Source organism: Methanosarcina siciliae T4/M (genome assembly GCF_000970085.1).
GTDB classification, from domain to species: domain Archaea; phylum Halobacteriota; class Methanosarcinia; order Methanosarcinales; family Methanosarcinaceae; genus Methanosarcina; species Methanosarcina siciliae.
In genome coordinates, this window is record NZ_CP009506.1 from 2,997,737 (window position 1) to 3,024,055 (window position 26,319).

At 44.0% G+C, this 26,319-nt stretch carries 13 protein-coding genes; 7 read left to right on the forward strand and 6 right to left on the reverse strand.

Features of this window, described 5'->3' with window-relative positions:
• Positions 1 to 978: 978 nt before the first annotated feature.
• The 4 genes from MSSIT_RS24885 to MSSIT_RS12695 form a co-directional block, all read right to left on the reverse strand.
• The gene (locus MSSIT_RS24885) at positions 979 to 6,978 is read right to left on the reverse strand and encodes a PKD domain-containing protein (protein ID WP_231589806.1); all 6,000 of its coding nucleotides are present in this window, start codon (positions 6,976 to 6,978) and stop codon (positions 979 to 981) included.
• A gap of 735 nt (positions 6,979 to 7,713) precedes the next feature.
• The gene (locus MSSIT_RS12685; RefSeq protein WP_197080270.1) at positions 7,714 to 8,766 is read right to left on the reverse strand and encodes a DUF3344 domain-containing protein; all 1,053 of its coding nucleotides are present in this window, start codon (positions 8,764 to 8,766) and stop codon (positions 7,714 to 7,716) included.
• Positions 8,767 to 10,435: 1,669 nt separating this feature from the next.
• Entirely contained in the window at positions 10,436 to 11,617 is a 1,182-nt protein-coding gene (locus MSSIT_RS12690; RefSeq protein ID WP_048172820.1) for a PGF-pre-PGF domain-containing protein, read from the reverse strand.
• A gap of 346 nt (positions 11,618 to 11,963) precedes the next feature.
• Positions 11,964 to 13,139: a DUF2117 family protein gene (locus MSSIT_RS12695; RefSeq protein WP_048172822.1), complete on the reverse strand. Its 1,176-nt coding sequence runs from the start codon at positions 13,137 to 13,139 to the stop codon at positions 11,964 to 11,966.
• A 431-nt stretch (positions 13,140 to 13,570) separates the two neighbouring features.
• Between MSSIT_RS12695 and MSSIT_RS12700 the strand changes: the two genes are divergently transcribed.
• The 3 genes from MSSIT_RS12700 to MSSIT_RS12710 all read left to right on the forward strand — a co-directional run bounded on the left by MSSIT_RS12700 (position 13,571) and on the right by MSSIT_RS12710 (position 16,936).
• On the forward strand, positions 13,571 to 14,773 hold the full coding sequence (locus MSSIT_RS12700) for an ABC transporter permease (RefSeq protein WP_231589807.1): 1,203 nt from the start codon (positions 13,571 to 13,573) through the stop codon (positions 14,771 to 14,773).
• The gene (locus tag MSSIT_RS12705) at positions 14,770 to 15,765 is read left to right on the forward strand and encodes a DUF3344 domain-containing protein (RefSeq protein WP_231589808.1); all 996 of its coding nucleotides are present in this window, start codon (positions 14,770 to 14,772) and stop codon (positions 15,763 to 15,765) included. The genes MSSIT_RS12700 and MSSIT_RS12705 overlap by 4 nt, the downstream gene beginning before the upstream one ends.
• Before the next feature lie 61 nt (positions 15,766 to 15,826).
• The gene (locus MSSIT_RS12710; RefSeq protein ID WP_048172824.1) at positions 15,827 to 16,936 is read left to right on the forward strand and encodes a hypothetical protein; all 1,110 of its coding nucleotides are present in this window, start codon (positions 15,827 to 15,829) and stop codon (positions 16,934 to 16,936) included.
• Here the strand turns inward: MSSIT_RS12710 and MSSIT_RS12715 are convergent.
• On the reverse strand, positions 16,933 to 18,789 hold the full coding sequence (locus MSSIT_RS12715) for an ABC transporter ATP-binding protein (protein ID WP_048172826.1): 1,857 nt from the start codon (positions 18,787 to 18,789) through the stop codon (positions 16,933 to 16,935). The genes MSSIT_RS12710 and MSSIT_RS12715 overlap by 4 nt on opposite strands.
• Before the next feature lie 110 nt (positions 18,790 to 18,899).
• On the opposite strand from MSSIT_RS12715, the gene MSSIT_RS12720 reads away from it, so the two are divergent.
• The gene (locus tag MSSIT_RS12720; RefSeq protein WP_048172827.1) at positions 18,900 to 19,763 is read left to right on the forward strand and encodes an energy-coupling factor transporter transmembrane component T family protein; all 864 of its coding nucleotides are present in this window, start codon (positions 18,900 to 18,902) and stop codon (positions 19,761 to 19,763) included.
• A 44-nt stretch (positions 19,764 to 19,807) separates the two neighbouring features.
• Here MSSIT_RS12720 and MSSIT_RS12725 read toward each other — a convergent pair whose 3' ends face one another.
• Positions 19,808 to 21,142: a DUF3344 domain-containing protein gene (locus tag MSSIT_RS12725; protein ID WP_148705545.1), complete on the reverse strand. Its 1,335-nt coding sequence runs from the start codon at positions 21,140 to 21,142 to the stop codon at positions 19,808 to 19,810.
• A gap of 627 nt (positions 21,143 to 21,769) precedes the next feature.
• On the opposite strand from MSSIT_RS12725, the gene MSSIT_RS12730 reads away from it, so the two are divergent.
• The 3 genes from MSSIT_RS12730 to MSSIT_RS12740 are packed head-to-tail and all read left to right on the forward strand — an operon-like array spanning position 21,770 to position 25,206.
• Positions 21,770 to 23,557 (forward strand): CARDB domain-containing protein, encoded by a 1,788-nt coding sequence (locus MSSIT_RS12730; protein WP_048172829.1) that lies wholly within the window; start codon positions 21,770 to 21,772, stop codon positions 23,555 to 23,557.
• A complete protein-coding gene (locus MSSIT_RS12735) occupies positions 23,526 to 24,509 on the forward strand; it encodes a DUF3344 domain-containing protein (protein ID WP_048172830.1) in 984 nt (327 codons plus the stop codon). The genes MSSIT_RS12730 and MSSIT_RS12735 overlap by 32 nt, the downstream gene beginning before the upstream one ends.
• Before the next feature lie 22 nt (positions 24,510 to 24,531).
• Positions 24,532 to 25,206, forward strand: coding sequence for an ABC transporter ATP-binding protein (locus tag MSSIT_RS12740; RefSeq protein WP_048172832.1), 675 nt, complete (start codon positions 24,532 to 24,534; stop codon positions 25,204 to 25,206).
• Positions 25,207 to 26,319: the final 1,113 nt, after the last annotated feature.

Consider the following 26,319-nt stretch of genomic DNA (forward strand, 5'->3'; position numbering starts at 1 on the left):
AAAATGCTTCAATACTTGTCAAGATCTTTGGTGAAGGGCATACCTTACTTTCAGTTCGTTAAAACAAATTTCAAGCAAGAGCCGTGTATATAGAAAATAAGTGCTTTTAGTTTCTTTCTTGAGATCCTCCTATGTTTTTATGGGGTTGACGGTTGTTCTGGGCGAAAGAATCGGACCATATTTAGTATATGGTGGGGCTATCGATTCAGGTTTCGGACATTTTTGAAGCGTCAGACCAACCAAATTATTAAGGAATTTTCGTATTTCAGCTGGATACAAATTTGTAATGTATGGAACAATTTTGTCTAAATGTTCCAGGTTTTTCAGAAATATTTGATTTAACTAATTAGATACAATTAAACAGATTGATATTTGTAGCCTCTACGAATTTGTAGCTTCTACAATTAAAAATCTTTGGCTAATTATTCTTACCCTTATGGGTAACACGCTCCTTCAGGATCCTGAAGGAATGAAGGAAATTTTTCAGATGCTATTCCAGATTTTTTTTATCTGCTATTCTTTCATTTCAGCTTGACTTTTCAGGAGTTTTTCATCGATCCTGGAGGTGTTATATCAGCAGGGGCAGCAACAGATCAAAATATTGGAATTATCACATACGTAAAAAATACTAATGGATATTGTGTACAAAGAAAATAAGTTGGATAAAAAATCTATGTGGGTACAAATTGTTAATACTTTATGACACTGGCTTTCAGTTCACCTGCATAAGTCCCTGGTACACAATAGTCTGATTTATACAATAATTGAACTGTTCTCGGTCAGGTTGCTCTTCCTTCCTGTAAAAAGTCCTTTTATTCAAAAAAAGAGGAGGAAACAGCTCTATTCGGCTTTCTCCTCCCAGAAGGTCATTGTCCCTTTTTTGTTCCCGGAACCAGCATAATCGGCTGGTTATGAGAAAGTTCTTCTCTATTTTGTCTTCTTTAATTCCTTTATCTCTACTTCATTATTTTCTTTTTCTCATATCATTGCAAACATCCGCACTACATCATCAAAGTCTATCCTCCCATTCCCGTTGAAGTCAAAGTACTCCACCGGCATATTTTCCTCTATCCAGTCCATGTTATGGAAGTATGCCACTATATCTACGAAACTGAACTCCCCGTTTCCGGTGAGGTCTTCATAGAATCCGTCTCCGTTGAGATCTTTTGGAGCATATTCCTGGTCAGGCAGAGGGGAAAGAAGGGTCACTTCAATTTTTCCTGTCAGGAGAGCTGGTTCGATAGAGTCTCCTGAATCTTCCTCCAGACGTTTAACCCCTATAGAGAGGTTCGCAGATCCTTTTTCCTTTCCAGAAACAGTGAGAGTGGCAAGCATAACATCTGCTGCCCCTTCCTTAACGGCATCTTCCAGGTCAACAGTTTTCATGTAGATCGAAGTCCCGGGCAGGGTAGAGTTCTCAGTAATAAGAGCCCAGGAAGGATAATCAATGTCCACGATCTCGGCAACATCCGGATCGTCAATAGAAACTGTTAGGTTGTAGCCCGAAAGGCCTTCAGGGAAATTGCTTGCAACTATATTTATTTCAGTAGACTCGTTTTCTGCAACTGAGGAACTTTCAGGGTCGAAATAGAGAGTAACGGTTGACCCGGAAGCTTCGGAAACTTCAATGTAATCCGATTTTGACTCAAAGTCAGAACCAGCGGCATTTTCCACAGTCAGATTTACAGTGTAGGTTTCGGCTGATGTGTACGTGTGGATAGGACTCTGCTCAGTTGAGTTTGCACCATCCCCAAAGTCCCAGAACCAGGAGGTTGGAGATCCAGTAGATTCATCACTGAACTGAACAGTCAGAGGAACATCACCGTTAGTTACATTTGCAGTGAAAGCAGCAACTGGTTCTTCAGGCGTAGAAGATTCTGATACCATGATATAATCAGTCTTCACCTCGGAGTCGCTACCCTCTGCACTTGTAACTGTGAGGTTCACTGTGTAGTTACCTGCTGCAGAATAAGTATGCACCGGGTTCTGTTCCGATGACGTTTCGTTATCTCCGAAGTCCCATACCCAGGCAGTTGGGGAACCTGTTGACTCGTCGGAGAACCGGACAGCCAGAGGAACCCCACCTTCAGTTACATTTACACTGAAGTCTGCAGTTGGAGCCACCGGCCCGGATCCTGCATATTTTACGCTCATGAGGACAAGCGGGATCTTGTAGTACTTTTCGTCCTGTTTGTTGTACGTAAAAGTACTGTCCTGTCCGGCCGTGAGCATGGAACTCACGTCCCAGGTATTGTCTCCATAGTAGCTACCCTGCGGCGTCCCTGAGGTCAGGGTTGTACCCTGGAAAGTATAGATACCGTCCACACTGGCAAGGTAGATTGCAGAGAGGTTTGCAGAATTCCAGTCGCTTGCAAGCGTTGAAGTGTCAAATGCAGTCGAACCTGTATATTCCGTATCCAGCGGGTTGACCGTATCATGGCCCTGGTTGACCCGGTAATACACCTCATCGGAATCGCCGTCATCGTAGGCAACAACCAGTGTCATGGCCTTGACACGACCGTCAAAATTGGAGTCGATCTTTGAGGTTATGGCCTGTACATTCACCTGCTGACCTCCAATTGCGTCAGTGAGATCGTACCACATCAGGTAGTCACTTGTTACACGGTTCATGTGGTCGCTTAACCATACAGGGCCGGCTCCGCCTTCTCCGGGGAACGAGTATGTGGTGTTGAAAGTTTCGTTCTTCCGGAGTTCGTAGGTGCTATCGCCATCGGCATCGATGCCAATCTCAACATTTCCTCTGTAATTGTTTTGCATGTGTCCGTCATAGACGTCAATGTAGAGTCTGGCCCACTTAATATCAGAATAAGAAGGTAGAGTAAACGCTTTTTGAGCAGACGTCTCCATAGCGTAATATGAATCGTACCAGAGTCCACCTGAAACCGTTCCGTTTTGTACGTTTGTCAGTGGAATTCCGCCGTTGTAGCTGTCTGAAGTTAGTGGTGCACTGACAACAACAGGTTCGGTAGAAGTTATTTTGTTACTGCCTCCAGGCCCTGTAGCGGTTAGAGTTACATTGTAACTTCCTTCTGTCACATAGGTATGGATCGGGTTCTGTTCGGTAGAAATACCACCGTCTCCGAATTCCCACTTCCAGCTGCTCACGCTACCGTTAGAAGTATCAGTGAACTGAACCGTAAACGGCACCCTGCCTGAATTTGAATCCATAGTGAAGCTTGCGATGGGTGCTGAAACATCAGAAGTTACAGTGATGTAATCGGTTTTTATTGTGGAATTGCTTCCGCCGTAATTTGTGGCAGTGAGTTTTACAGTATATGTGCCTATGGTTTCATATGTGTGGGTTGGATTTTGCTCAGTAGAGGTATCTCCTTCTCCGAAGTCCCAGGTCCATGAGGTTGGGGTGTTTGTGGATTCGTCCGTAAACTGGACTGAGAGAGGTGCTGTTCCGGTTGTCGGATCTGCACTGAAGTTGGCTTCAGGGGCAAGAACAACTGAGCCCACTGTTATGTATCCGGTTTTCTCTTCAGAATCGCTTCCGAGGGAGTTCGAGACTGTGAGTTTTACGGTATAGGTTCCTTCAGCAGTGTAGGTGTGGGTCGGATTTTGCTCAGTGGAGTTTTTCCCGTCTCCGAAGTCCCAGGCCCAGCTGGTTGGGGTGCCGGTAGAGGTGTCGGTGAACTCCACGTTTAACGGAGCGTTTCCGCTCGTAACACTTGCTGTGAAGTTGGCTTCAGAGGCAGTTTCTCTAGTGACTTCAAGAACAGCATTGGCGAAGTTAAAGTAGCTGGGGCCAGTGACTCCAAGTTCGTTCTCCCCGTTCGAAAGGGCGTCTGTGACACTGAAGTACTTGATAGTCGGATCCGATCCGCCTGTTTTAATTCTGGGAAGAGATTCACCATTGAAGTTTATGGAGTTGACGTCGCCGTCGTCTGATTCTAGGACAGTGATGACCCTGGCGGAGAAAAGATCGTCGGTGCTTACGTTGTCAAACATCGTATAACCCCAGGCCAATTCAGGACCGTAATCGGCGAGCAGACAGTCGCTGCCTTCGTTCACCCAGATCTGGCGATAAGGTTCGCTGTCGGCCTCGTAGACCACAATAAGGGCCGTGGCATAGTAGGCATAATCATTTAAAGAGTTCGTGGAAGTGAGAACTGCCGTATTGTCGCCGGTTGTGTTCAGGTATGTGGTTACATCGAAGGCATACTGGCCATTGATGCAGTCCCAGTATTTTGCATCGGCTTCCTGGGTCTCATGACCGTTGAACTGGAGATTGAACCCGGGATCTCCATACCACGTCGAGCCCTGGTAAAGCCGGGCCGACTTTATGGTCGCACCGGCGGGGATATCAAGATCATCTGCGGAAAAAGTTCTAGTTGTGACGATTTTTTTGTTGGTTGAAACATAACTACCTGATATGGCGACAGCCACCCCAACATTGCCTTCCGTATAGAACACGTTGTTTACCAGATCATATCCATTGGAATACCGGCCGCCGTTATATTTCTGGCCGGTCGTGGATATGGTCTCAGTCGTGCTGTATTCGTTGTTTGTTTCATTTATTTCGGTGATGGTATTCTCGGGGTCAACCGTAACAGTCATAGAAACAATGTCGCCTGCATGCCGTCTTATGTCGGTAATGCTGATGGTGGTGTTGTTTCCTGCGTCAAGTCCGGCTACATTCACAGTTTTATTTATTCCATTGACACGGAATGTCAAGTTGAATGCTCCGGCATTTTCTGCACCTTCGTTGAGAATTGTAGCTTGCATGGTATTATTATAAATGGGATACGTAGTTGCTAAGGAGGCAGTAGTCGTGAGGTCTACTTTTCCTGTCACGGTAATGAGATCGGTCTTTACTTCCGAATCCGACCCTGCTGCATTGGATGCCGTGAGGTTTACTGTGTATGTGCCGGCCTGTTCATAGGTGTAAGCCGGATTCTGTGTTGTGGCATCAATAGTACCATCGTTATCGAAGTCCCAGGTCCAGCTGGTCGGAGAGTTAGTAGATGCATCGGAAAATGCAACGGTCAGTGGGGCGTCCCCATACGTTGCATTTATACTGAAATCAGCTTCCGGCAAAGGAGGCAGAACTACCGTTATGTAGTCAGTATTGGTCTCATCATCTGAGCCTGCTCCGTTTGCTACGGTCAGATTTACCGTGTAGGTGCCAGGTGTGACATATGTATGCGAGGGGTTCTGTTCGGTGCTGTCTGTCATTCCGTCGTTGTCAAAGTCCCAGGCCCATGAAGTGGCATTCCCGGTGGATTCATCCGTAAAAGCGACCGCGAGCGGAACGTCTCCCAATGTGACGTTTGCGCTGAACCTGGCAACTGGGACGGCAGGTGCTGTAACGGTGATATAATCTGTCGATATTTCGCTGTCTTCGCCGGCGTCATTTGTTACAGTGAGGTTTATCGTGTAGGTGCCAGGTGTGACATATGTATGCGAGGGGTTCTGTTCGGTGCTGTCTGTCATTCCGTCGTTGTCAAAGTCCCAGGCCCAGCTGGTCGGATAGTTAACGGATGTATCGGTGAACTGCACCGTCAGGGGTGCGTCGCCAGATGTGGAAAAAGCAGTAAAACTGGCAACAGGGGCAGTAGCATCATGAAAAGCATAGAGTTTGTTATCGTAACTTCCGATGTAGAGGGTTCCATCGGATCCGATTGCAGGTGAACCATATATAGAGCCCCCTGTCTTATATGTCCATTTTAGGGTTCCATCGGAGTTTAGTGCGTAAATATAACCATCCCAATTCCCGACATAGAGGGTTCCATCGGTTCCGATTGCAGGTGCACCATATATAGAGCCAGTTTCATACATCCATTTTAGGGTTCCGTTGGAGTTTAATGCGTATAGGTTATTGTCACGACTCCCAATATAGACGGTTCCGTCAGATCCAATTACAGGTGAACCGTAGATGTATTTTCCGGTGGTGTAAGTCCATTTTAGGGTTCCATCAGAGTTCAATGCGTATAGTTTTTTGTCACGACTTCCGACATAGATGGTTCCGTCAAATCCAATTGCTGGTGAACTGTATATCTTACTTCCGGCGGTGTAAGTCCATTTTAGTGTTCCGTCAGAGTTCAATGCGTATAGGTTATTGTCATTACTTCCGATATAGATCGTTCCATCAGATCCGATGGTGGGTGCACTCTCGATCTGTCTTCCGGTCGTATACATCCATTTTTGGGTTCCGTTAGAGTTTAACGCGTATACTTTATAATCATCATAATTCCCGAAATAGATAGTTCCGTCAGATCCAATTGTCGGTGAACTCTTTATACGTCCACCTTCGGTGGTGTACTTCCATTTTAGGGTTCCATCAGAGTTTAATGCATAGAGACCGTAATTACCAGACCCAATATAGATGGTTCCGTCAGATCCAATTGCGGGTGTACTAGATATCCCGTCTGTGCCTCCAACCGAGTACGTCCATCTGAGGGTCCCATTTGAGTTCAAGGCATATACTTTCTTATCACCGCTATTTCCCACATAGATGGTTCCGTCTGATCCAATTACTGGTGAGCCATAAATAGCGCCCTCGGTCGTATAGATCCAGATGGTATTGTTGGTCTGTGGTCCGTTATATGGTGATTGTCCGGTATTGCAGAGATCTCTCTGATATTTTGGCCATGGAGTATCTGCGAGTCCGTATGTTCTTGTTTCTTCGACGGTGATATAATCTGTCTTCACTTCTGAGTCGCTCCCAGCGGCGTTTGTGATGGTGAGGTTTACCGAATAGGTGCTGGCTTTGCTATAGGTAAACGTCAGGTTCTGCTCGGTGCTGTCCACCGTACCGTCGTTGTCGAAGTCCCATGCCCAACCGGTTGCATTGGCAGACATATCGGTGAATTGTATGGTCAGGGGCGCAGGGCCGCTGGTGGTGTTAACAGTAAAGTTTGCGACTGGTTCAACTGTTTCCTCCGCAGCAGACGCTAGAGCAGTCATGCACATCAGTGCAGCGATACAGAGAATAAGAAATATTCGTTTCACTTTCACTCACTCCACATTTCTAAAATTCCCACCCGAAGATCCTGTGCTTGTGGCCTTTTTCAGCAGGATCTGAGGGGGGAATGTTCGGGGTTGAATCACAATTATTTTGTAGCTTTTTTAGTCTGAGGAGGGAATCTCCCAATAATAAAAAAATGAAAAAATTTACTGTGTATATTAAAAACCTGGATCTGCGTTATATGGTGTTTTTCAGATCAGCTCAAATTATTGAGTTTAAGTCACTGTATATAATTTATTTCTCATTTCTGAAGTCAAGAACGAAACTTTCCAAGTATTGCTACCTTCTCTCATCCTTCCAACATTTTATTCAATATTATGTAGTTGATCTGAATTTGGATTCTGAATCTTCTGGAGAGGATCAGTTCTCATAATTTGGTTTTTAGTATGAAAAAAGGTTACGATGTATATAAACTAATCTAAAAAATAAGAATAATATATCTTTATATATGTGCCAAATAACACTAATGATCTAAATAATAGTATTTTTTCAAATTCACATCTAGTTTTAACAAAAAACGTAATTCCTAATCATTGATGTCGATTATTGGTAGTTAAATTGTTCTGAAACAAAAGATAATTTGATACAAATTCAAAAAGTTGAGTGGGGTTAGATATTTCCCCACACATAAAATTAAAAAGTCACACAATTACTAATTAAAGAATACCACCTCCAATTTTTATCCACAACACGTTACTCAATTTTTCTCAAAGTAATTATTACTCTTTTATCTGTAACACTGCAAGGAATGGGGATAAGTAAGATTCCGTGTTAGGATTGACGCCGGGCCAGCTGGGATCATTGATCTCGGTTTCGCCAGCAGTGCCATTGCCATGTCCCCTCCAGAAAACAGCATAGTTGCTTGAAGGATCCAGCTCAATATTCTCCAAATCTATATCAAATGTGTGCAAATCGAAGTTTTTAGTAGCGAAATTGAGTTCATCACAAGTTTCGTTAGCGACGTTGTTGCAATCAAGCTGGTAATCTGTATAACTTACTATCGGCCAATTAAAGTTGCTGAGGTTGTAGGGGGAAGCCGCTACTTTGGGGGGATTGAAATACAGGTAGTCATTCTGGTCATCGTCGCCAGCAAAATACCCGACTGTCAGCGTAGCATTTCCTCCTACTGAATTATTGACCGTCCCGTTGAACCAAGTGATGTTGGCATCTAGATCTGGATAGTAAGTTCCTCCAGAAGTTACATTCTTATGAAGGTTCAGGTTACCTTGGTTGATCCAGTACTGAGTATAACAGTTCCCATTTTCATAGACAACTATGAGAACAGCTCCGTATATACGGCTGTCAAGCCAGTAAGTTGATGCCAGTGAATCGTTCGGCCAGGCGTTGATTGTTGCTTTAATATCGGAGTTGCTCAGGCTCAGGAGTTCGTCCTTGCAATCGTACTTGATCAAATATACTCCATTTCCACAACAGTCTACGTTAGAAGAGGGATTAGCTGTATTAAGGTTTACAGTTCCAAGTGCTTGTGGAGAACTATCATCGAGCTTGCTCAATGTAGCATTTGCAAAACCTTCACGGGTTGCCTTTCCTCCCCAGACTCCAACCTTCAGTTCAGCCCACACGATACCATCGGTCGGGACATCCGAAAAGTTGGTGACAAAAGTGTTGGATTGATATGACGTGCCTTGAAGCCCGGCATTGTCTCCGCAGCTAACGTAAACTTCACCTAATACTATACCTGTTCCATTGTCTACGGTTTCCAGGGGATATCCTTCGTAGCTGTAATTTGCACTTGCTGGTATACAGAGCATGCAAAACATTAAGATCCCAAGTCCTAAATACAGACCCGCTTTATTTTTCATTCTCGACATTTTCATTTTTACTTACTCCTTTTATCTACTTTTTTTGGTCATCTATTGCAAATTGTCCCCGCATTACACAAACTTCCATTGTACTATCCCATCTTCGACGATTTTATGAGGGGGTTCGCCGAGAGATACTGTCCAGTAAAGGCATACGAAATAATACAATGGAGAGCCTGGAGGCAGGGTTTCCTTTAACTTCTTTTACCCTTAATTCCAGGTTTTTTTCATGCTCTCCGATTAGCCCCTTCAGCTAACCGATAACCGGTTATCTCCCCACCGGCCCGGCTTCTCTAATAAAGACTCAGGTTGTGTTTTTTGCGATATTAGTCCGCTGGCTTTTTTACGACCTATCAGCACAATATTGATTTTATATCCATCCAGTACAAAAACGAGAATCTTACTTTAAAATGGAAAAGTAATGACCCCACATTCTGAAAACCAAACCTGTATGAATAAATATTCCTTTTTACCACAAATTCCCCGGTTGTAAAGAGTCTATCCGCAAAGTCAATAATGGAGTGTTGCAAAGTTACAACAGATCTATAATATCCGAATGGCCGCTCCGGTTACACATGTTGTAAAAGTTGCAGCAGGTCGTAACACTTTTTGGACAGACTCTAAAATTATGTGCGTATTAATCTTATTTAATATTTTGCTATAATATGTGAAATATAGTAGTATTATAATCAATAATTATGCTTAATTTTAATTTTATTCACATTAATTATGATTGATTTAAACAATAATCACACTTAATTGCTTATTCTCTTACTAACTTTCTAATATCCAAATCGGAAACGATAATTCTTCCTGAAGTGGGCTGATCAATCTCAGTTCTGGAAACTTCTTTTTTTATCCGTCTGCCTCGCCTTAAATTGAAAAAAAGCATCAATGAAGGTTATCGAATAAAATTGATTCATTTTCATATACGGGAAAGGGAAGACACATTAAATAGGGATAATACAATTAATTGTTTTTTCTCTGGCTGAGTACGGTACGGGCATTAAATAATAACTATTTCCTATTATCTAATAACAAAAATATTAATAAAAATAACATTTAATTGGATTAACTTGATAGAAAATATTAAATACAATGCATTAATACATATAGTTTCAGAAGCGTTTCTAAAATATAGAAACGTCTTCTGAGATAATGAGCAGTTTAATACCGAAGGTTTCCTGCCTGCAGAAGAAGTTTAAAGCAGGTAGGGAACTGACGGTGTAGGGCGAAGCCAGATAAATTGTCCTTTTGCCCAATATCAAGTATTTCCTACAATCTTTTCTGAAGTATTTTCTGGCTATCGCCTGAAAACTGTGGTTATTCTGAGTTTTTAAGGTTCTTCGGTTTGAACGGGGGGTAGTTACACTCAATTGCTCTCAGTTTTAGTTGCTTTTTGTTATCCCTACTTATTCCTATCTTTTCGTTTTCAGCTTTGTGTTTTCCTTTTTCAGTGAAGGAAAGGAAACAAATCCTTACCCTATGACTACTGTATTCTATTCACCTCTTTATTTATCCTCATTTTTCATTGGTCATCGGGTAAGGAATTTTCTTGCCTGAAAGCTGTCGAGTTTACACCGGAAGGCTGCCTGCTAACTCTAAAGTTTTTCGGGAATTAGTTTTCCGTACCCGCGTTTTTATGAGCAGCCCCCGGATACCAGCTTTTCTCCTGCAAGGAGTGGATCAAAGACAGATAAAAATCTCTAAGTTTTTCTTCATAGCCTTCAATTTCTGCCAGAAAACCAGGCTCTTTTCCCTCAAGACTCTTGGTTGCGGTTGACTCCAGGTTTTCAGCAGATTCTTTCAATTTTTCCCTTGCTCTTGTAACTGGAGCCGCACTCATGTTCTTCTCAGTTTCGTTCGCTTTCTCACCTGTCACGGCAAAGTGAGAGAAACTTGTGGTTTCAGCTTCCAGATAAAGATATTCTACATCCTCCTTCACTTTCTTCGTAAGCAAAGGATTCCATTCCTCGCCGTCAAAGTATGCCAGAGCAATTGAATTTACATCGATATCTTTTTCCCTGACCCATGTTTTGTCCACATTGAAACCTATAACTGCATTTTCGATATTTTCCGGTGTTGCAACACCTTCGTTTCCGACCCAGATATTCAGGTAGTTGTAGACTTCACCATCAGGCGTGTCTGGAGTAAGGGCAGAACGCTCTTTCAACACCTCAATAATGGTTGTGACCTTTCCGAGGGTTTTTTTAGCATCAAATTCCACATATTTTACGCAGGTGGCATCCTGTGTAAAATTAAACCTGACACGACTGCCACTTGTTATATACTGCTGTGAGAGTTCTCTGGCTTCTACGTTGCTGGCGGGTTCCGGAGATCCACCTCCCCCTCCGGAAGAACTGCCTCCGGAAGAGCTCTTCTTGGAGGAACTATCCTCTGAGCTTGAAATCTCGATATGGACAGGAATCATAATCCCTGTTCCAACATCTCCGCCGGGTACAGTACATGGGATTTTTATCTTGCAGTCTACATCCTCTTTAGCCGAAGCCGGAACATTGAGCGTTACCTTAACTTTTTTATTTTCCCCTGCACTCAGCTCAAAAGAAGAGACAGAAAATGTAAACCAGCCACTGTAAGTGCTGTCATCTATGAAAACGTTATATGTTGCAGTTTCAGTCCCTGTGTTTATCACATATAACGACTGCTCTGCCGAACTTCCCGGAGCAAGCATGTAACTCATGTTACCGGGGCTTGCCCCGATTCCTATGTCAGAAGCGGTCGCAACGACCTGCATCGAGACCATAAAAGCAATGATTAATAACACAACTTTCATTCTCATTCATAAACCTCAAGATTTCCGGGCTCCTGTTATGATCGAATTTCTTCACGATCGGACTGGGATTCTAAATTATTTTTTTCTGCCGGATTTATATCTTAAATTGAACTTCCGTTGATTGTAATGTATGTTCAGTTACTTTGTAATTTATGTTTAGTCCATAATTTATTTACAAATATTACCTATCTTGAGATTCTTATATTAAAATTATTTGTTTTTGTTTTATTTTGTCTAAAATAGAACATCATAGTATTTATTTAGCACATATTTTGTGTTAATTATTTGTTAATAATTAATTGAAACCCTTCTGAAATGTCATCTTGTTCCTGCCCATCCCAAAATCAAAAATTCAGTATTCTGAGATGGATTCCAGAGAATTTTCTGCAAGAGTTATAACCCTCCGCTTCAGATCCTCAAGATTTGTAAAAAACCCGGTGTACTCTCCTGAAAAGAGTTCATGCTGAAGCTTTCTCCCGAGTTCGTCGTCCATTTGGGGCTTTAGACGCAGGACCAGAGACCCTGGGGCATAGTTCACCGCAGTTGCAAGTTCATCACAGTCCCCATCCGTAATCCCAAGAACAGGAATTCCAAATCTGGACAGGATATTTCCTGCAAGCTCCGTTGTGTCATCCCCAATAGTAATGGCAAGCCCTGCTGCTTCAATTAACTCAAATGAACGCTCTGCGCAGTGATCTATAAGAATGACCTTCACACCGCCCGCCGGGGTTTGTTCCTGTAAAAAACTCTTTTTCAGAGGAGGATTTTTCGCCAGCCCTCTGGTTTTATTTTCAAGAGGGCTTTTGCAGACATCCTGGCTTTTTCGGGAAGCTGAGGTTTTTACCCATGCTCTTACCAGGTCTACGGGCACTCTTTCTCCATGCTTATGAAGGATTTCAATTCCCTGTTCCTTTATGGTTCCCCCTTCAATTGAAGTGAGAAAGCCATTCTCAGCTACAAGGATGACTTCCGGTGAAGTAGCTTTTCCAACCACAATCCCTTCGACCATTATGTTTGCCCCCGGAAAAGTTGAGATTCTTCTCCGAACTCTTTTTCCCTGATTGCTTATTTCTATATTGTTGAGGGGAAGCGGGGGAGGGGAAATTTTAAGGTTAAGAAGATCTGAAAGTATTTTTGCATGGGGACCCGCAGCCCGGTTCCAGGGTATAAGTTCCCCATCACAGCATCCTGGCCTTTCAATCTGGATCAGGGGTTTCTCGTCAGGATTTTTTATATTCGAAACCACAATACTTCCGAAAGTCCGGCCTGTTTGAAGTTCGCGGCCGTGGTTCAGAAGACACACAAGGTCATTTGACCCGAAAAGAGTTTCAATGCAGGCACTGGGTTTCAGGAACTGTTCTATTTCTATCAGATCTTCAAGACCTGCATCAATCGCTGCAACTTTCCCCAAAGTACCGCACAAGCAGGCATTTATGCAATTATACCTGGAAAGAAGGGTAAGAATATCTTTTACCGTCTGGGGAGAATCCATAAGCTGGAGGTTATGAATCACAATTCCAATCTGCATACATACAAAACATATATAGTCAAACTAATTATACTCATCGAATTTATTTTATGTTAATAATTTGATGATTATTTCGAAGTTATTGGGGATATCTACTTCTGCATGATTAAAATTCCTGGAAGATAGTGGAAGCTTCAGCAAGTATATAGAGTTTGAAAAAGTCTGATAATTACATAACGGATTGTCTGAATTGTATATATATGCCATCCGGCTCGGAGTTGTTTAAATATTAATTCTGGTCAAAAATCAAAAAAGTTATATATTCATAATTTATGTTAATTAATTTAAATATTGTATCATGAAATAATGAATATATCAATATTTTTCATCCAAATATTTTACGCTTATGTAACTTAATACTAACTTCATATAAATACTAACATCATATATGATCTGGAACCTGCTCCCAGGGCAGGAACATAAAAGGATTGGTGAACGTTTTGATTGAAGAGTTAGCAATGGCAATACGGCAGTTGCGCCTTAAAAAATTAAGAACCCTCCTTATTCTCCTCGGAATTGCGGTAGGAGTTGCAACGGTAGTAGCTGTCGTTTCATTCGGGGAAGGTCTTCGTATCAATGCAGTCGAAGAAATTCAGAAGTCCCGGGACCTGACTCTAATTGAAGTTTCTCCGGGGGTCAGAGGAGACGGACTTGTCCTTATAAGTAACTCGAAAGTAGAGGAAATAAAGGAGCACGCAGAGCTTGTCTGCCCATATATAAAGGATGCCTATGTCAGCCCTTCGGAGACCTATTTTGAACTGTTCGGAGTTCAGGAAGCTTACAGGTCTGCAAATGAGCTTGAACTGGCCGGAGGGAACTGGTTTGACAGCGAAGAAGCCAGCGAAGAGAACCGGATCGTCCTTGGAAGTGACCTCTGGGAAAAACTGGAAAAAATAGACGGAGCAAGAATCGGGACCCCGATTACAGCCAGGCTGCGCCTTTACGGAGAAGACGGAAAACCTCTTGATAAGGAAGTAACTTTTATTCCTGTGGGCTATCTGAAACCCTCCGGAAACGATATCGACTCAGGAGCTTTCATGAAGCTTGAATCTGCAAAAGAACTCAGTGAAAAGGAGTATTATGACGGAATTCTTATAAAGGTGGAAAGTTCTTCCCTGGTCCGCGAAACAAGAGATCAGGTAGAAAAACTGGGGCTTTCCACCTCAAGTGCCCAGGATGAAATAGACTCGGTCAACAGGATCATGAACGGGGTTACTCTTGTCCTTGCCTTTTTCTCAAGCATTTCCCTGCTCGTAGGCGGGTTGATGGTTATCAATACAATGGTGGTCTCAGTCTACGAACGAACCCGGGAAATAGGAATTTCAAAAGCTCTCGGAGCTTCGGAATCAGATATCCTGCGGATGTTTTTAGCCGAATGTCTCTTTATAGGAGTCCTGGGAGGATTTTTAGGAGACTTTTTTGGCGTTCTTTTTGCGGCCCTCATAGATAGGGCAGGAAGAGCTCTCCTGATGTCGAGGCTTGAAATCGGAGGTATAGAACACCTGACCGCCCTGAACTTCAATATTCTTGCAGCCGGGATCCTGATCTCCTTACTCGTATCCGTGATCTCAGGGCTCTACCCTGCCTGGAGGGCCGCAAAACTGGATCCTGTAAGAGCTTTAAGGCAGCTTTGAAAAAGGACAGGCAATTTTTCAGGAGCAATTACAGGAACAATTTTTCAGGAGACAATGCCGTGGATACCGGGAAAAAATTTTTAATAGCAGGGCTTTTAGGAGCAGGACTGCTGTTCCTGATTATCTTCTTTTCGGGGGACAGGGGATGGCAGGGAGACGGCATTTCCCCTTATACAATCGCAGAAGGAACGGTCAGGGGGGAGGTATATGTTGACGGCGGGCATGGCTATACCGGAGAAAACCCTTATCTCCAGTATTTCGAACTGCCTCCGGGAGAGGTAAAGTACGCAAGGTTTTATGTGCCTGTCTGGAACTACGACAGTGGAGATAGTATCCGGGTGACGGTCAATGGAAATGAACTTGCTGTTAGACAGGAGCCCGATTATGTTTCGGCATGGGGTACAGCTCTTTACTGCCTCGATACCAGTACTTCCCTTGGCACCGGATTAAACGAAGTCTCGGTCCTATCCGAAAATCCGGGAGGTGGCCCATACGGCATCACTCTGGTTGCAGTTTGCGAGAACAAATCCCTGCCTCCTGTCAGGTTCTGGATTAACGAAGGCAACTATGCTCTTACCTATACAAATAAACAGGACAGAGTAACAAGCACCTTTAAAGGTACATCTCCAGGGAAAAATGCAAGCCTTTACGCTATGCTGGTTGCAGGCACCGAAGGAGAAAAGGATGATCTCTATTTCGATTCCTTAAAGATCGGTAGCGATGTGGGGAACTCCTCGCAGGGAAAGTACTTTGACCTGTATTCGGCTTCGGTTTCCCCGAAAAGTACGGAAAGTATCCTGAGCTTCGAAAGGGGAGAGGAAGGCTATCTCCATCCCTGTGTTGCAGTCCTTGTTTCAGAATCGGAATCAGACAGTGAATTTCTCAAACTTCATGAGCAGAAAAGCTCAACAGGAGGACAGATCCCGTATTCTGTAATCGTCGTATCCATTCTAGCCTGCCTGGCGCTTGTCCTGAGGTTCAGGAAGAAATGATGTTTTGAGAACCTGGGTATCTGACCTGAATTCAAAAGCGATAGACGAAAAGAGGTAAAATATGAAATACGGAAGGATTCTCACATTAATGCTTGCACTTATCCTGGCAGCTTCCTTGGTTCCCGGAGTTTCTGCATCAGATGAAGTTTCTGCATCAGATGAAGTTTCAGGCTCAGCTTCCTCCTCTCTCGGGTTAGGCCTGGAAATCCCCCTTGACAAAGATCAGGCTCCCGATGTCCTTGTAGCTGGACATTCCTGGGAAAGGGCCCGGTTAAACCTTGAGAATCCAGGCATTGAAACCCTGCATAACATAACCGTATTCATCGAAGTTCCGGAAGGTCTGGAAATCAGCATTCCTTCCCAGCCGTATCTGATAAAAACAGAAGGGCAGCAAATTACGGCGGAAATCGGGGAATTGGATCCCGGACAAAGTGCAAGTCTCCTTCTGGACATAAAGCCTCCTGCTTCCGTTGAGTTCAAAAAAGAGGCCACATTCACGATTAAGACAGTCTACTCCGGAGGGGAGCAGCAAAGCAAGCACACAGTCAGCCTCATACCCCCACCCTCCTGGCTTACTTATTTTACTATCCTGGCAAGCCTCCTGCTTTTTGCAGGCATTCTGGCTGCATTTAAACGCTCCGGAGTCCTTGACCTCTTTTCAACTGTCGACCTGATAACCATCGCTCTTCTTGCAGCCGTTATTGCCGTTGTGTTCCGCTACCTGAGCAAGCTCATTAACCTGGGGTGGTTTGACGGGCTGGTCATTGCAATTCCCACCGTTATCCTGATGATAGTTGCCCTGCAGCTGGTCCGAAAGCCCGGGACTGCAACCCTGCTCTTTACCTGTGTCCTGCTCATAAGCATGGTTGTCTGGGGTTCTCATATTATGTGGCTGGGCTTTTACATTGCCGAAGGGGTAGTCGTCGACCTCCTGGTCATCCTGTTCGGGATGGACTATGCTGACAGGCGCCTGACCGCCGTAATCTATGGCATATCAAGAGGTGCGGTCTCAACCCTTGTTTTTTATCTGCTCTATGCACCTGTTGAGTGGAAAATCTCCTATGCGCCCTGGTATATAGGGCTTCAGCTCGCACTTGCATGTGCAGGGGGGTTAATTGGGGGATTGCTCGGTTACGATACGGCGGTAAAAATGAGCGGGGCAAGGCTTTAAAGTAAGCTTACTTCTTCTCCGCCATCGTTTTCTTCAACTATTTTTTCGATTTCCATGGGCCTGCAAGCCGAAAGTTCAGGACAGCGGGCCTTAAGGAATCTTTTCAGGTCGGAAACTGTAAGAATCCGGGGAATGTCTATTCCCTGTTTCCTGAGGTCAAGGGCCAGCCTTGCAGGAAGGGGAGGGAGAAGCCCGGCTGCCCCCAGTTCTTCGGGGCTTGAAAATACCTCGGCTGTCGGGCCGTCAAGAAGGATTTTTCCCTGTTTCATCACAACAACCCTTTCCGCATACTCCGCTGCAAGCTCCATATCATGGGTTATGAGAATCACGGTTTTACCGAGCCTGTTAAGTTCCCTTATTTTATCCAAGAACTTACGGATATGCCCTCTGTCCTGCCCTGTTGTAGGTTCGTCCAGGACCAGCAGGTCCGGTTCAAGGGCAAGAATGGAAGCTACTGCCAGGCGCTGGCGCTGCCCTCTTGAGAGTGCGTGAGGATGTCTGTTCCTGTAAGCCGAAAGTTCCATCATTTCCAGGGCAGAACCCGCCAGTTTTTTGATTTTCTCTTCAGGTATTCCCAGGTTCTCAAGCCCGAAACAGACTTCTTCAAAAACGCTGTTGGTAAAGATCTGCGAGTCCGGGTTCTGGAAAAGGTAACCTACTTTCTTTGAGAGCCGGGCAGTGGAATACCCTCTTATGTCTTTTCCATCGAGGAGGATTCTTCCTGAGGAAGGCCTGTAAAATCCTATAAGATGGCCTGCAAGGGTTGTCTTTCCTGCCCCATTGTGCCCGAGCAGAGCAAGAAATTCCCCACGTTTTATTTCAAAGTTGAGGTTTTCAAAAGTTTCCGAACCGTCCTCATGCCTATAGCAAAGCTGCTCAATCAGGACATGAGAATGGCTATTTCGGGGTTGCGGTGCGGGATCCGGAACTTCAGATAATCTTTTCTCATGACCTTCTGGATGGATTTCTACCTCAGATGCCTGAAGAAGTTCTTTCAGTCGTTTCAGGAGAGTGTCATAATCAGGAATATAAGCAGGAATACTTGAGTTCTCCGGGGAAAAACCCAGGAAGCGGGCAATTTCCGTGAGCTGGGGAGGATGAATCCCGAGCTTTCGGAGTTTTTCTTCCTCGCGGCACAGGATCTCAAAAGGTTTTCCATCCAGAATGACTTTTCCTTCATCCATAACAAGCATGCGGTCTGCCATTTCAAAAACATCATCGAGTTTATGTTCTATCAGGATGAGAGTGGTTCTGTTTTCCGCATTAAGACGTTTGAGCAGTTCAAGCACCTCTCCGGTACCTGCAGGGTCCAGGTCCGAGGTTGGTTCGTCAAGGACCAGGATTTCAGGCTGCATTGCCAGGTTTCCTCCGATTGCGGTCCTCTGTTTTTCCCCTCCCGAAAGTGTGAAGATAAAGTGGTCTTCCAGACCTTCCAGCCCTACTTCTTTCAGCGCTTTTTTCACACGGGTTCGGATTTCTTCCCTGGGCAACCCGAGATTTTCAGGCCCGAAAGCAAGATCTTCGGCCACGGTCAGGGAGAACAGCTGAGTTTCAGGGTTCTGGAAAACCATCCCTACTTCAAGGGCCAGGCTGTGGACTTTTTCATGTTTCAGGTCTTTTCCCCGGAGCAGGACGCTCCCTGAAAAGCTTCCCCCCGAAACCTCAGGTACCAGCCTGTTAAGGCAGCGTACCAGAGTACTTTTTCCACAGCCGCTGGGGCCTGCAAGGAGCACGAACTCCCCTTTTTTAAGCTCAAGATCCACATCCGAAAGAGCAGCGGAATCCGAATATGGATAGTTGTATGTAATTTTTTCAAGTCTGATTTGCGGAGAGGTTGCTTTCGAGGGTTCCATACTATCATTCAGCTTTTTACACCTTGGAGTTTAAAATCCTTATGAAAAGTAAGAAATAGTTTTATTGTTATTCAATTTTGTATGAACTTCCCCGATGGAGGAATTGTGCCTTGAAGTGGCTCTTTCGTTATGAACAAAAAGACAGCCTGCTGCACAGGCTGGACCCGAGAGTGAAACTTCTCTGGCTTTTCGGGGTCTCAGTACTGAGTGTTGTCCTCGGGACTCCCTATTCGCTGGTGGCCCTTTTCGCTTCAACCCTGCCTTTCTGGTTCATCCTGAGGCCCTCAAAAAGCAAGGTAAAGGCAATGCTCATCGTCTTTGGGAGTATCGGGCTGGGTTTTATTCTCTCACAGGCCCTTTTCTATTACTGGGCAAAAGACCCGCTGTTTACCCTCATCCCTTCTTCTTTTCCTTTGCTGGGTCCCCTTACGGGAGGGATCTATTTCTATGCTGACGGGGCCGTTTACGGGCTGTACCAGTCTTTCCGTTTTATGACATCTCTGAGCGCTGCAATGCTGGTGTTGGCAACAAGTCACCCCTCGGGGCTTATCTCCGGGCTAGTCAGATTTTTCGAAATAAGAATAGGAGGAAATAATTACAGGGTAGGCCTTCCCTACGAAATTGCATTCATGCTATCTTCCGCAGTTAGCTTCGCTCCTACGCTGCTTGAAGAAAGCGGGATAATCCTCAATGCGATGCAGGCAAGAGGGCTTGAGTTAAAAGGCGGGGTCCGTACGAAAGCAAAAGCTCTGAAATACATCCTTGTCCCTCTCGTGGTCAATATACTCCGGGCAGGGCGAAAACTCGCAGTCGCAGCTGACACCCGGGGTTTTCGGGCAAACAGGAACAGGACCTATGTAAACGAGCTCAGGCTGAAAAGCAATGATTACCTTTTTCTTGCATACACAATCCTTATTACGGCAGCTGGGCTTTACCTGAGTTATTCGGGGTTCGGAGGGACAGTCCCGGTCTGACCTGAAATGCCCTCCGGAAAAAGCAGTTCCAAAAAAGGGGTTCTTCATTTTCGGGTTTTTTGCTTTCGGTGACCTGCAGCCAGTTTTCCGCCCGTTATGATGACAAGAGTAGAAATGAATTCGAATCCCGGAGTATTTTCGGTTTTATCTCCTGAAGTTTCATCTCCTGAATTTTCTATGTCGGAAGTTCCCGGGTTTTCAGAGGTTTCCTCTAAAGAGGCCTGCACATCTTCTGCCTGTGAATCTACCTGTGCTTCTTCTGTCAGAGAGTCTTTTTCAACCACCAGAAAGGACCCTGAAGGCACCGCATAGTCCCCTACAGCCTGGAAAAGGATGGAATTTTCTCCGGATTTCAGGTAGTCCTTTACTTCTCTTGTGTCAATATCCAGGTCAGGGTAAGGCTTACCATTGCAGATTCCGGGGAATTCGTTCCCATTAACCAGAAGGATATTATCTTCCCAGTTCCCGGACTGAATGATCGTCCAGAGCGTCGCACTGCGGACAGGAAACTGCAGAGTGGGCCTGAGCATTTCACATATTGTCTGGTTTGGGCTGGCATAGTAAAGCGGATTTCCGTTTTCATCCATCTGGGAATTGAGTTCTTCAGCCCCTTCTCCTATCCAGTATTCCATATACTTTCCGTTCGGGTCCGTATAAACTATAAGCAACCCCACCCCATCAAAGCAGACATAAGGAGTACCTGAGCCTATGTTTTCAATATCTGTTTTAAAGGTTCCAGAACCGGGAACGTACGTACTCACATCATAAGCCCAGGTACCCGTGGGATAATCATAAATGCCCCAGCCTTTCCTGTCACTGTATTCCCTCTCAGGTTCAAGGCTTTCCCCGTTAAAGCTCAGGTTCATCTCAGGATACCTCCCCGTGATTCCTTCGGCACTCCAGGTCCAGTAGACATAGAGCCTTGCAAATTTCACAGTCGCCCCCTCAGGCAAGTTAACATTATGTATTACAGAATACACATCTCCGGGATAGACTTTCCCACTGTAATAACTATCCCCTACCGTATAAATAAGGTCTCCCTGAACCGTATCATGGCTGTATACTTCAAGAGGTTTGTCTGCCACATATCCGTTGTTCTCAGGAGACTGGGCCAGGGCAGGAGGAATCATCAACCCGCAGAATAATGTAATCAAAAGACATATTCCGGCAGTTAGAGGTAGTATATTCACTACCTTGCCGAACTTTTCCTTCCTGTCTCTACACCTGTTTTTGCACCTGTTTTTTTCCGTTCTGTCAAAATGCCTGTTTTTTGCTTTACATCCTGCATTTATTATTGGATTCTTCCTGATTCTGCAGGGAAGCCTTCGGTTCCCTTTACGCTTTATACTACCATCCTGCATTACTTTTCCCGCTTGCATTACTCTTCCCTCCTGAAAAATTACTGATATTCTTTTGGAAATTCAGATCTTTGGTAACAATTTAAAATAGCAAATAACTAAGATATTGAGGTTCTTTTATAACAATTGGAATTAGTAAACAATAATGTACACTGGATATATAAATTCTTTTAAAAAATAAGTATTTGTAAATACATAATAACATATTTTGTTACTATTTTCCCCTTTATGTTCACTTAGTTCAATCTATATATCCCGGATACAACTAAATAATCCCATAATTGAATAACCTGAAAAAAGTCTCAAGAAAGCTTCAAGAAAGATCGAATAAGCTGGGACGTTAAGAGGTCTGAGAGCTTTAGGGCAATGTCTCAGGCCTTATTTCAGTTAAATTCCCTGCAGCCTTCCGGGAAATGTCCCGGAGTAAATTTTGGTCTTTGGTATTGTTCAAATGAGATTTTTAATATTTCATACAAAAAAGAAAAATAGTAATATTTAATAACCTTTACTTCACAGTAATTATCCGATGGTAAGATATTTGTTACAATGATAACGCCTCAGAAATAGGAATTTATAATAAGATAAAAACAGAGGCAGTCTGAATCTCTCCCGAGGTTCAAATTTCACTCTGTAAGAAAGTGAACGGCAATGAATACAGATCCTGTAAAGACAACCTTACGATGTATACTCCTGCTCTCATTTCTACTCTCAGCCCTTCCTGCAGGAGCCGTATACTCTTATGATGGCATACCCCTTGCCTCGGACGCTCAGGGCACATTCAGGGGAGAGATCTACATAGATGGAGGACACGGGCTTTCATTTCCCCCATACTCTCAGGAATTTGACGTACCGGATGGCACTCTCCGCTGGGCTCGCCTGTATGTAGGTGTATGGGGAGGTACGGAGAACTATAAAGGCTGGGTCCTACCCGAGTTCAACGGGCAACGGCTTGAACAGTTGCAGCTTGCCGGGGTCGAGGATAAGAACGAAAATGTATACTGTGCAGGTCATGGGGTTTACTGGGTTTCCTATGACGTCAGCAACATCACGAAAAACGGGAATAATACTGTAGAGGTTCTTACAAGCAGCGGTGAGCCCGGGAACAAACTGGACGGGAGAGTCTATGGGGCAGTACTTGCCGCAGCCTGTGAAGACTCAAAAGCGCCCCTCGTATCCTACCAGCTCCTGAGCGGGAACGTAAACCTTCATGGGAAAGGCTGGAGCGGGACTCTCGCAAATGTAAACGACCAGACAGACGTCAATTTTATTTCCTCGCAGATACCGGGCAGCCCGGAAGCTGCTACCCTTTCTGTAGTATACCTTACAGGGTCAAGAGGTTTGCCTGATTATCTGGAATTCAACGGAGAAATGCTTGGTATTTCCCCTGCGTACCTGGCCGAGAGCTATGGCGGAAAGGCAATGGATATTGCCAATGAGGTTAGCTTTGATGCCTCGGGAGAAAAGGGCTTTTCTTCCAGTTACTTTGATATAGAGCATTTTGACGTACTCAATTACTTACAAACCGATAATACCGTTTCTTTTGTAAGAGGCCTTGACCTGGACGGGGATGGGGAAATCGGACTCCAGGAAGGAGAAGATTACCTGCACCCGGTCCTGGCAGCCCTTGTCCTGAGTTCCGGGAGTACCGCTTCCGTGCTTCCTGACCTCTACCCCGAGATGGAAGTCCCGGAACAGGAACTGGTAGATGAAAAATCGGCAGAAATTTCCTTTACAATAAACAATCCGGGAGGGATCTGCGAAGAGAACTGTACGGTTAGCTTCAGGGTTGACGGAACTGAGGTTTTAACTTCCTCTGCCCTGATGGAGGCTTCCGGAGTATACAAGTCTTCATTTTCATGGCCGGCAGTCGAAGGGGAACACCTGATTGAGCTTGCCGTTGACCCAGAAGCAAAAATACAAGAGTCAGACGAGGAAAATAATGTCTGTGCATTAAATGTCAGCGTCAAATCAAAACCCGACCTTTCGGTTTCTCTGGAAGAACCCTTGAAAATTGAGGCTCAGGAAGAGACTTCATCAGCGTCATTGCTCTTTTTCTCTGTCCTCTCTCTTTTCGGGGCCCGGAGAAAAAAACCTCTTTTCCTGCTTTTAATTGCAGTATTCATAATAGCTGCTTTTAGCGGCTGTGTCGATGAAACACAGACAGTAGAAAAAACTACCTACTCTATCCCGCTAAAGATTACAAATAGTGGAGAAGCTTCAGCCCTGGATTTTGATGTAAACCTCTATCTTGATGGGGAAAGTGTTACTGTCCTGAAGATCCCGGAACTTGAAGGCCAGACTTCAATGGAGGACCAGATCAGGGTTCGGACCCTTAAGGGTGAGCATACCCTTAGCGTGAAGGTAGATGAGCATAATGACATAGTTGAGTCGGACGAGGATAACAATGGATTTGAGGAAAGCTGCTATTTTAATTAACTTCCTGCTGCTCATTACCCCGGTTTCGGCGTCATATGCGGGCGATAAACCCCTGCAGACGGTCCTCCATGACAAACACCAGGGAGCTCTTGAATTTTCTCTAGGGGACAGCAGGTACAGCGGAGAGCTTGAACACAATAAAAGTTATCAGGTGAACTTTGATATCGAACCCCCGGCCGGGAGTTCCGTAAGGGTTGCAAAGGCTTACGTTTACTGGGTCTGGAGCAAAAAAGGACTTGAAGGCATCTATCCGAAATTTAATGCTTCTCTTGTACATTCGGGCACGGTCTTGCCTCTTCAGGGAGGGCAAATGTATACTGATACAAAGGGTTTTGTATCCAGGTACGACTTTTTTTCAGGCGCTCACGCTTTTGACCTGAGCGAGGAAATTTCCGAACCCGGTACTTACTCCATCTCACTTGTAAATTCAGCCGAAGACGGAAGCACCTTTTGCGTGCAGGGAATAGGGCTTCTGCTTGTCTATGAAGGTTCGGAGCTACCTGTGATCGAGTACTGGATCAATGAAGGCTGTGATATGCTGTATGCAGAATACGGGATAGACCCCGAAATGGCCACTACGACAGCTTATTTTGAGGGTGATATCAACTCCGAAAATATTGCAACCGCACGCTTGATAACAGTTTCTCCTTCCGGTGGCTACAGTTCAGGCACAGGAGCCCGGAACAGGCTTTACTTTAACGAGAAAACCGGGAGTATTCCGGTTATTGGCGATATTATACAGATCCTGTTCGGTGGAGGAAAAAGCTGGAAGAACATATACCAGACAAACGAAACTGTCCAGGTTGCTCTGGACGAAAGGCAGGTAGTTACTTATCTGGAACCTGTAGAAAACTTTGTCAGCATCCAGGATAACGGAGATTACCTTCTGGCAACGAATGCAATACTGGCGCTTGAATTCAAAGAGCCTGAAACCCCGGAGGAGGAAAGCTGACTTTTTGCGGAGGGGATACGGAATGAATATAGTTGAAACCAGGAACTTATCCAAGTATTACACATTCGATTCAGGGCTGCGCGTTGAAGCCCTCAGGGGAATAAATGTGAAGATTGAAGAAGGGGATTTTGTGTCCTTTATGGGTCCCTCGGGTTCGGGAAAGTCCACCCTGCTTAACATTGTTGGCTGTCTGGACCAGCCGACATCAGGTGATGTTTTTATCGAGGGTAACGAAGTTGACTACAGGAATTCTTCCAGTCTTGTCCGCCTGCACAGGCAGACAATAGGGTTTGTTTTCCAGGCTTTTAACCTCATCTCCACAATGAATGCCATGGAGAACGTCTGCTACCCCCTGTACTTTAGCGGAGTCTCACGCTCCAGGCAAAAACAGAGGGCAACCGAGCTTCTTGGCCTTGTAGGGCTTGGAGATCGGATGCACCACTTGCCTTCCGAGTTATCGGGTGGGGAACAGCAAAGAGTTGCTGTAGCAAGAGCGCTTGCAAACAGCCCAAAACTTATTCTGGCAGACGAACCTACAGGAAACCTTGATTCGGATACCGGGAACAAAATCACGGATCTTATGAGAAAAATCAATAGAGAACAGGGCGTAAGTTTTCTTGTTACTACTCATGATCCTGAAATGGCCAGGATTGCGGACAGGGTGATAAGACTAAAGGATGGAAAAATCACTGTCTGAATTTTATAAAATATGAGGCTTCAAAGACTTTAAGAATGATTTAAAAGCTAAGAATAGATCTATACACGCTTATTTAGCTTATTATTTACTTTAAGAACCTTTAGAAAGACTACTCCATGAATTATTATGCACAGCTACGCTAAAATATCTAAACCTAACTCTGCCACAAATAAAGAATAACTTTTAAAGAATAACTTTTTCCGATAACAATGCTCTTGATCATGTTTCACTCCGAATTTTCGGAGATGAATATGAAGTTTTTTAGACATTTTCCTCAAAAGCTAGAGATGACAAATTGATGTTTGAGCCATTGATGTTTGAGCCTAATGACATAGAATTTAAAATAAGCAAACACGTAAAAATTACTCAAACTTATTCCCTAGAGGGACTAACTTTTCTCCAGATCTCCTAGTTTGTGTCAGACAAATTTTTCGGCATCTAAAGACTAGACAATACTAAATGTATAAAAAATTTCTGGTGAAATTGAAAGTAACAGAGAGAAGAAAAATGCGTAACTCTGTTAGAAAAACAGCATCAAAAGACAAAATCATCTAATTGGTTTGTTCCCTAAGCGATGGAGAGTTAAGGATCTAATAAATATGAGATTCAATAAAATATTTATGAGAAAATAAATTATTTATGAGAAAATTCTAAGTTTAACTTACAAATCGATCAGTGAATTATTTATCAGCAAATATTAAAAAATCTATAACCTACCATTCACTAATAAAAAAGGATTAAAATGAATTAAACTAGAAAAAATTGAATAATATCATATTAAATCAATTAAAAGTTCTCTAAAATTACTTTTTCAACAAAATAAAGGTCATTAATGGATATTATTGAAAGATAAGTACTTTTAATGAAAGTGACAAAAACTCAGCTTCAAAAATTATTTGAATTCCACATCCATGAGGCAATTATTTCTTGCGGTTAAGTAATACAAATTTTGAATATGATAACATTAAATATTATGAAAATTATCAAAAATATTAAATATCTGCTCAACATACATAGTTCTTGCCAAAAATATCCGAAAGACAACAGAACAGACACGCCTCCTAAATGTCTGCGATGCATTCGACTCTGAGAATTCCTCGCCTGTAAATTATG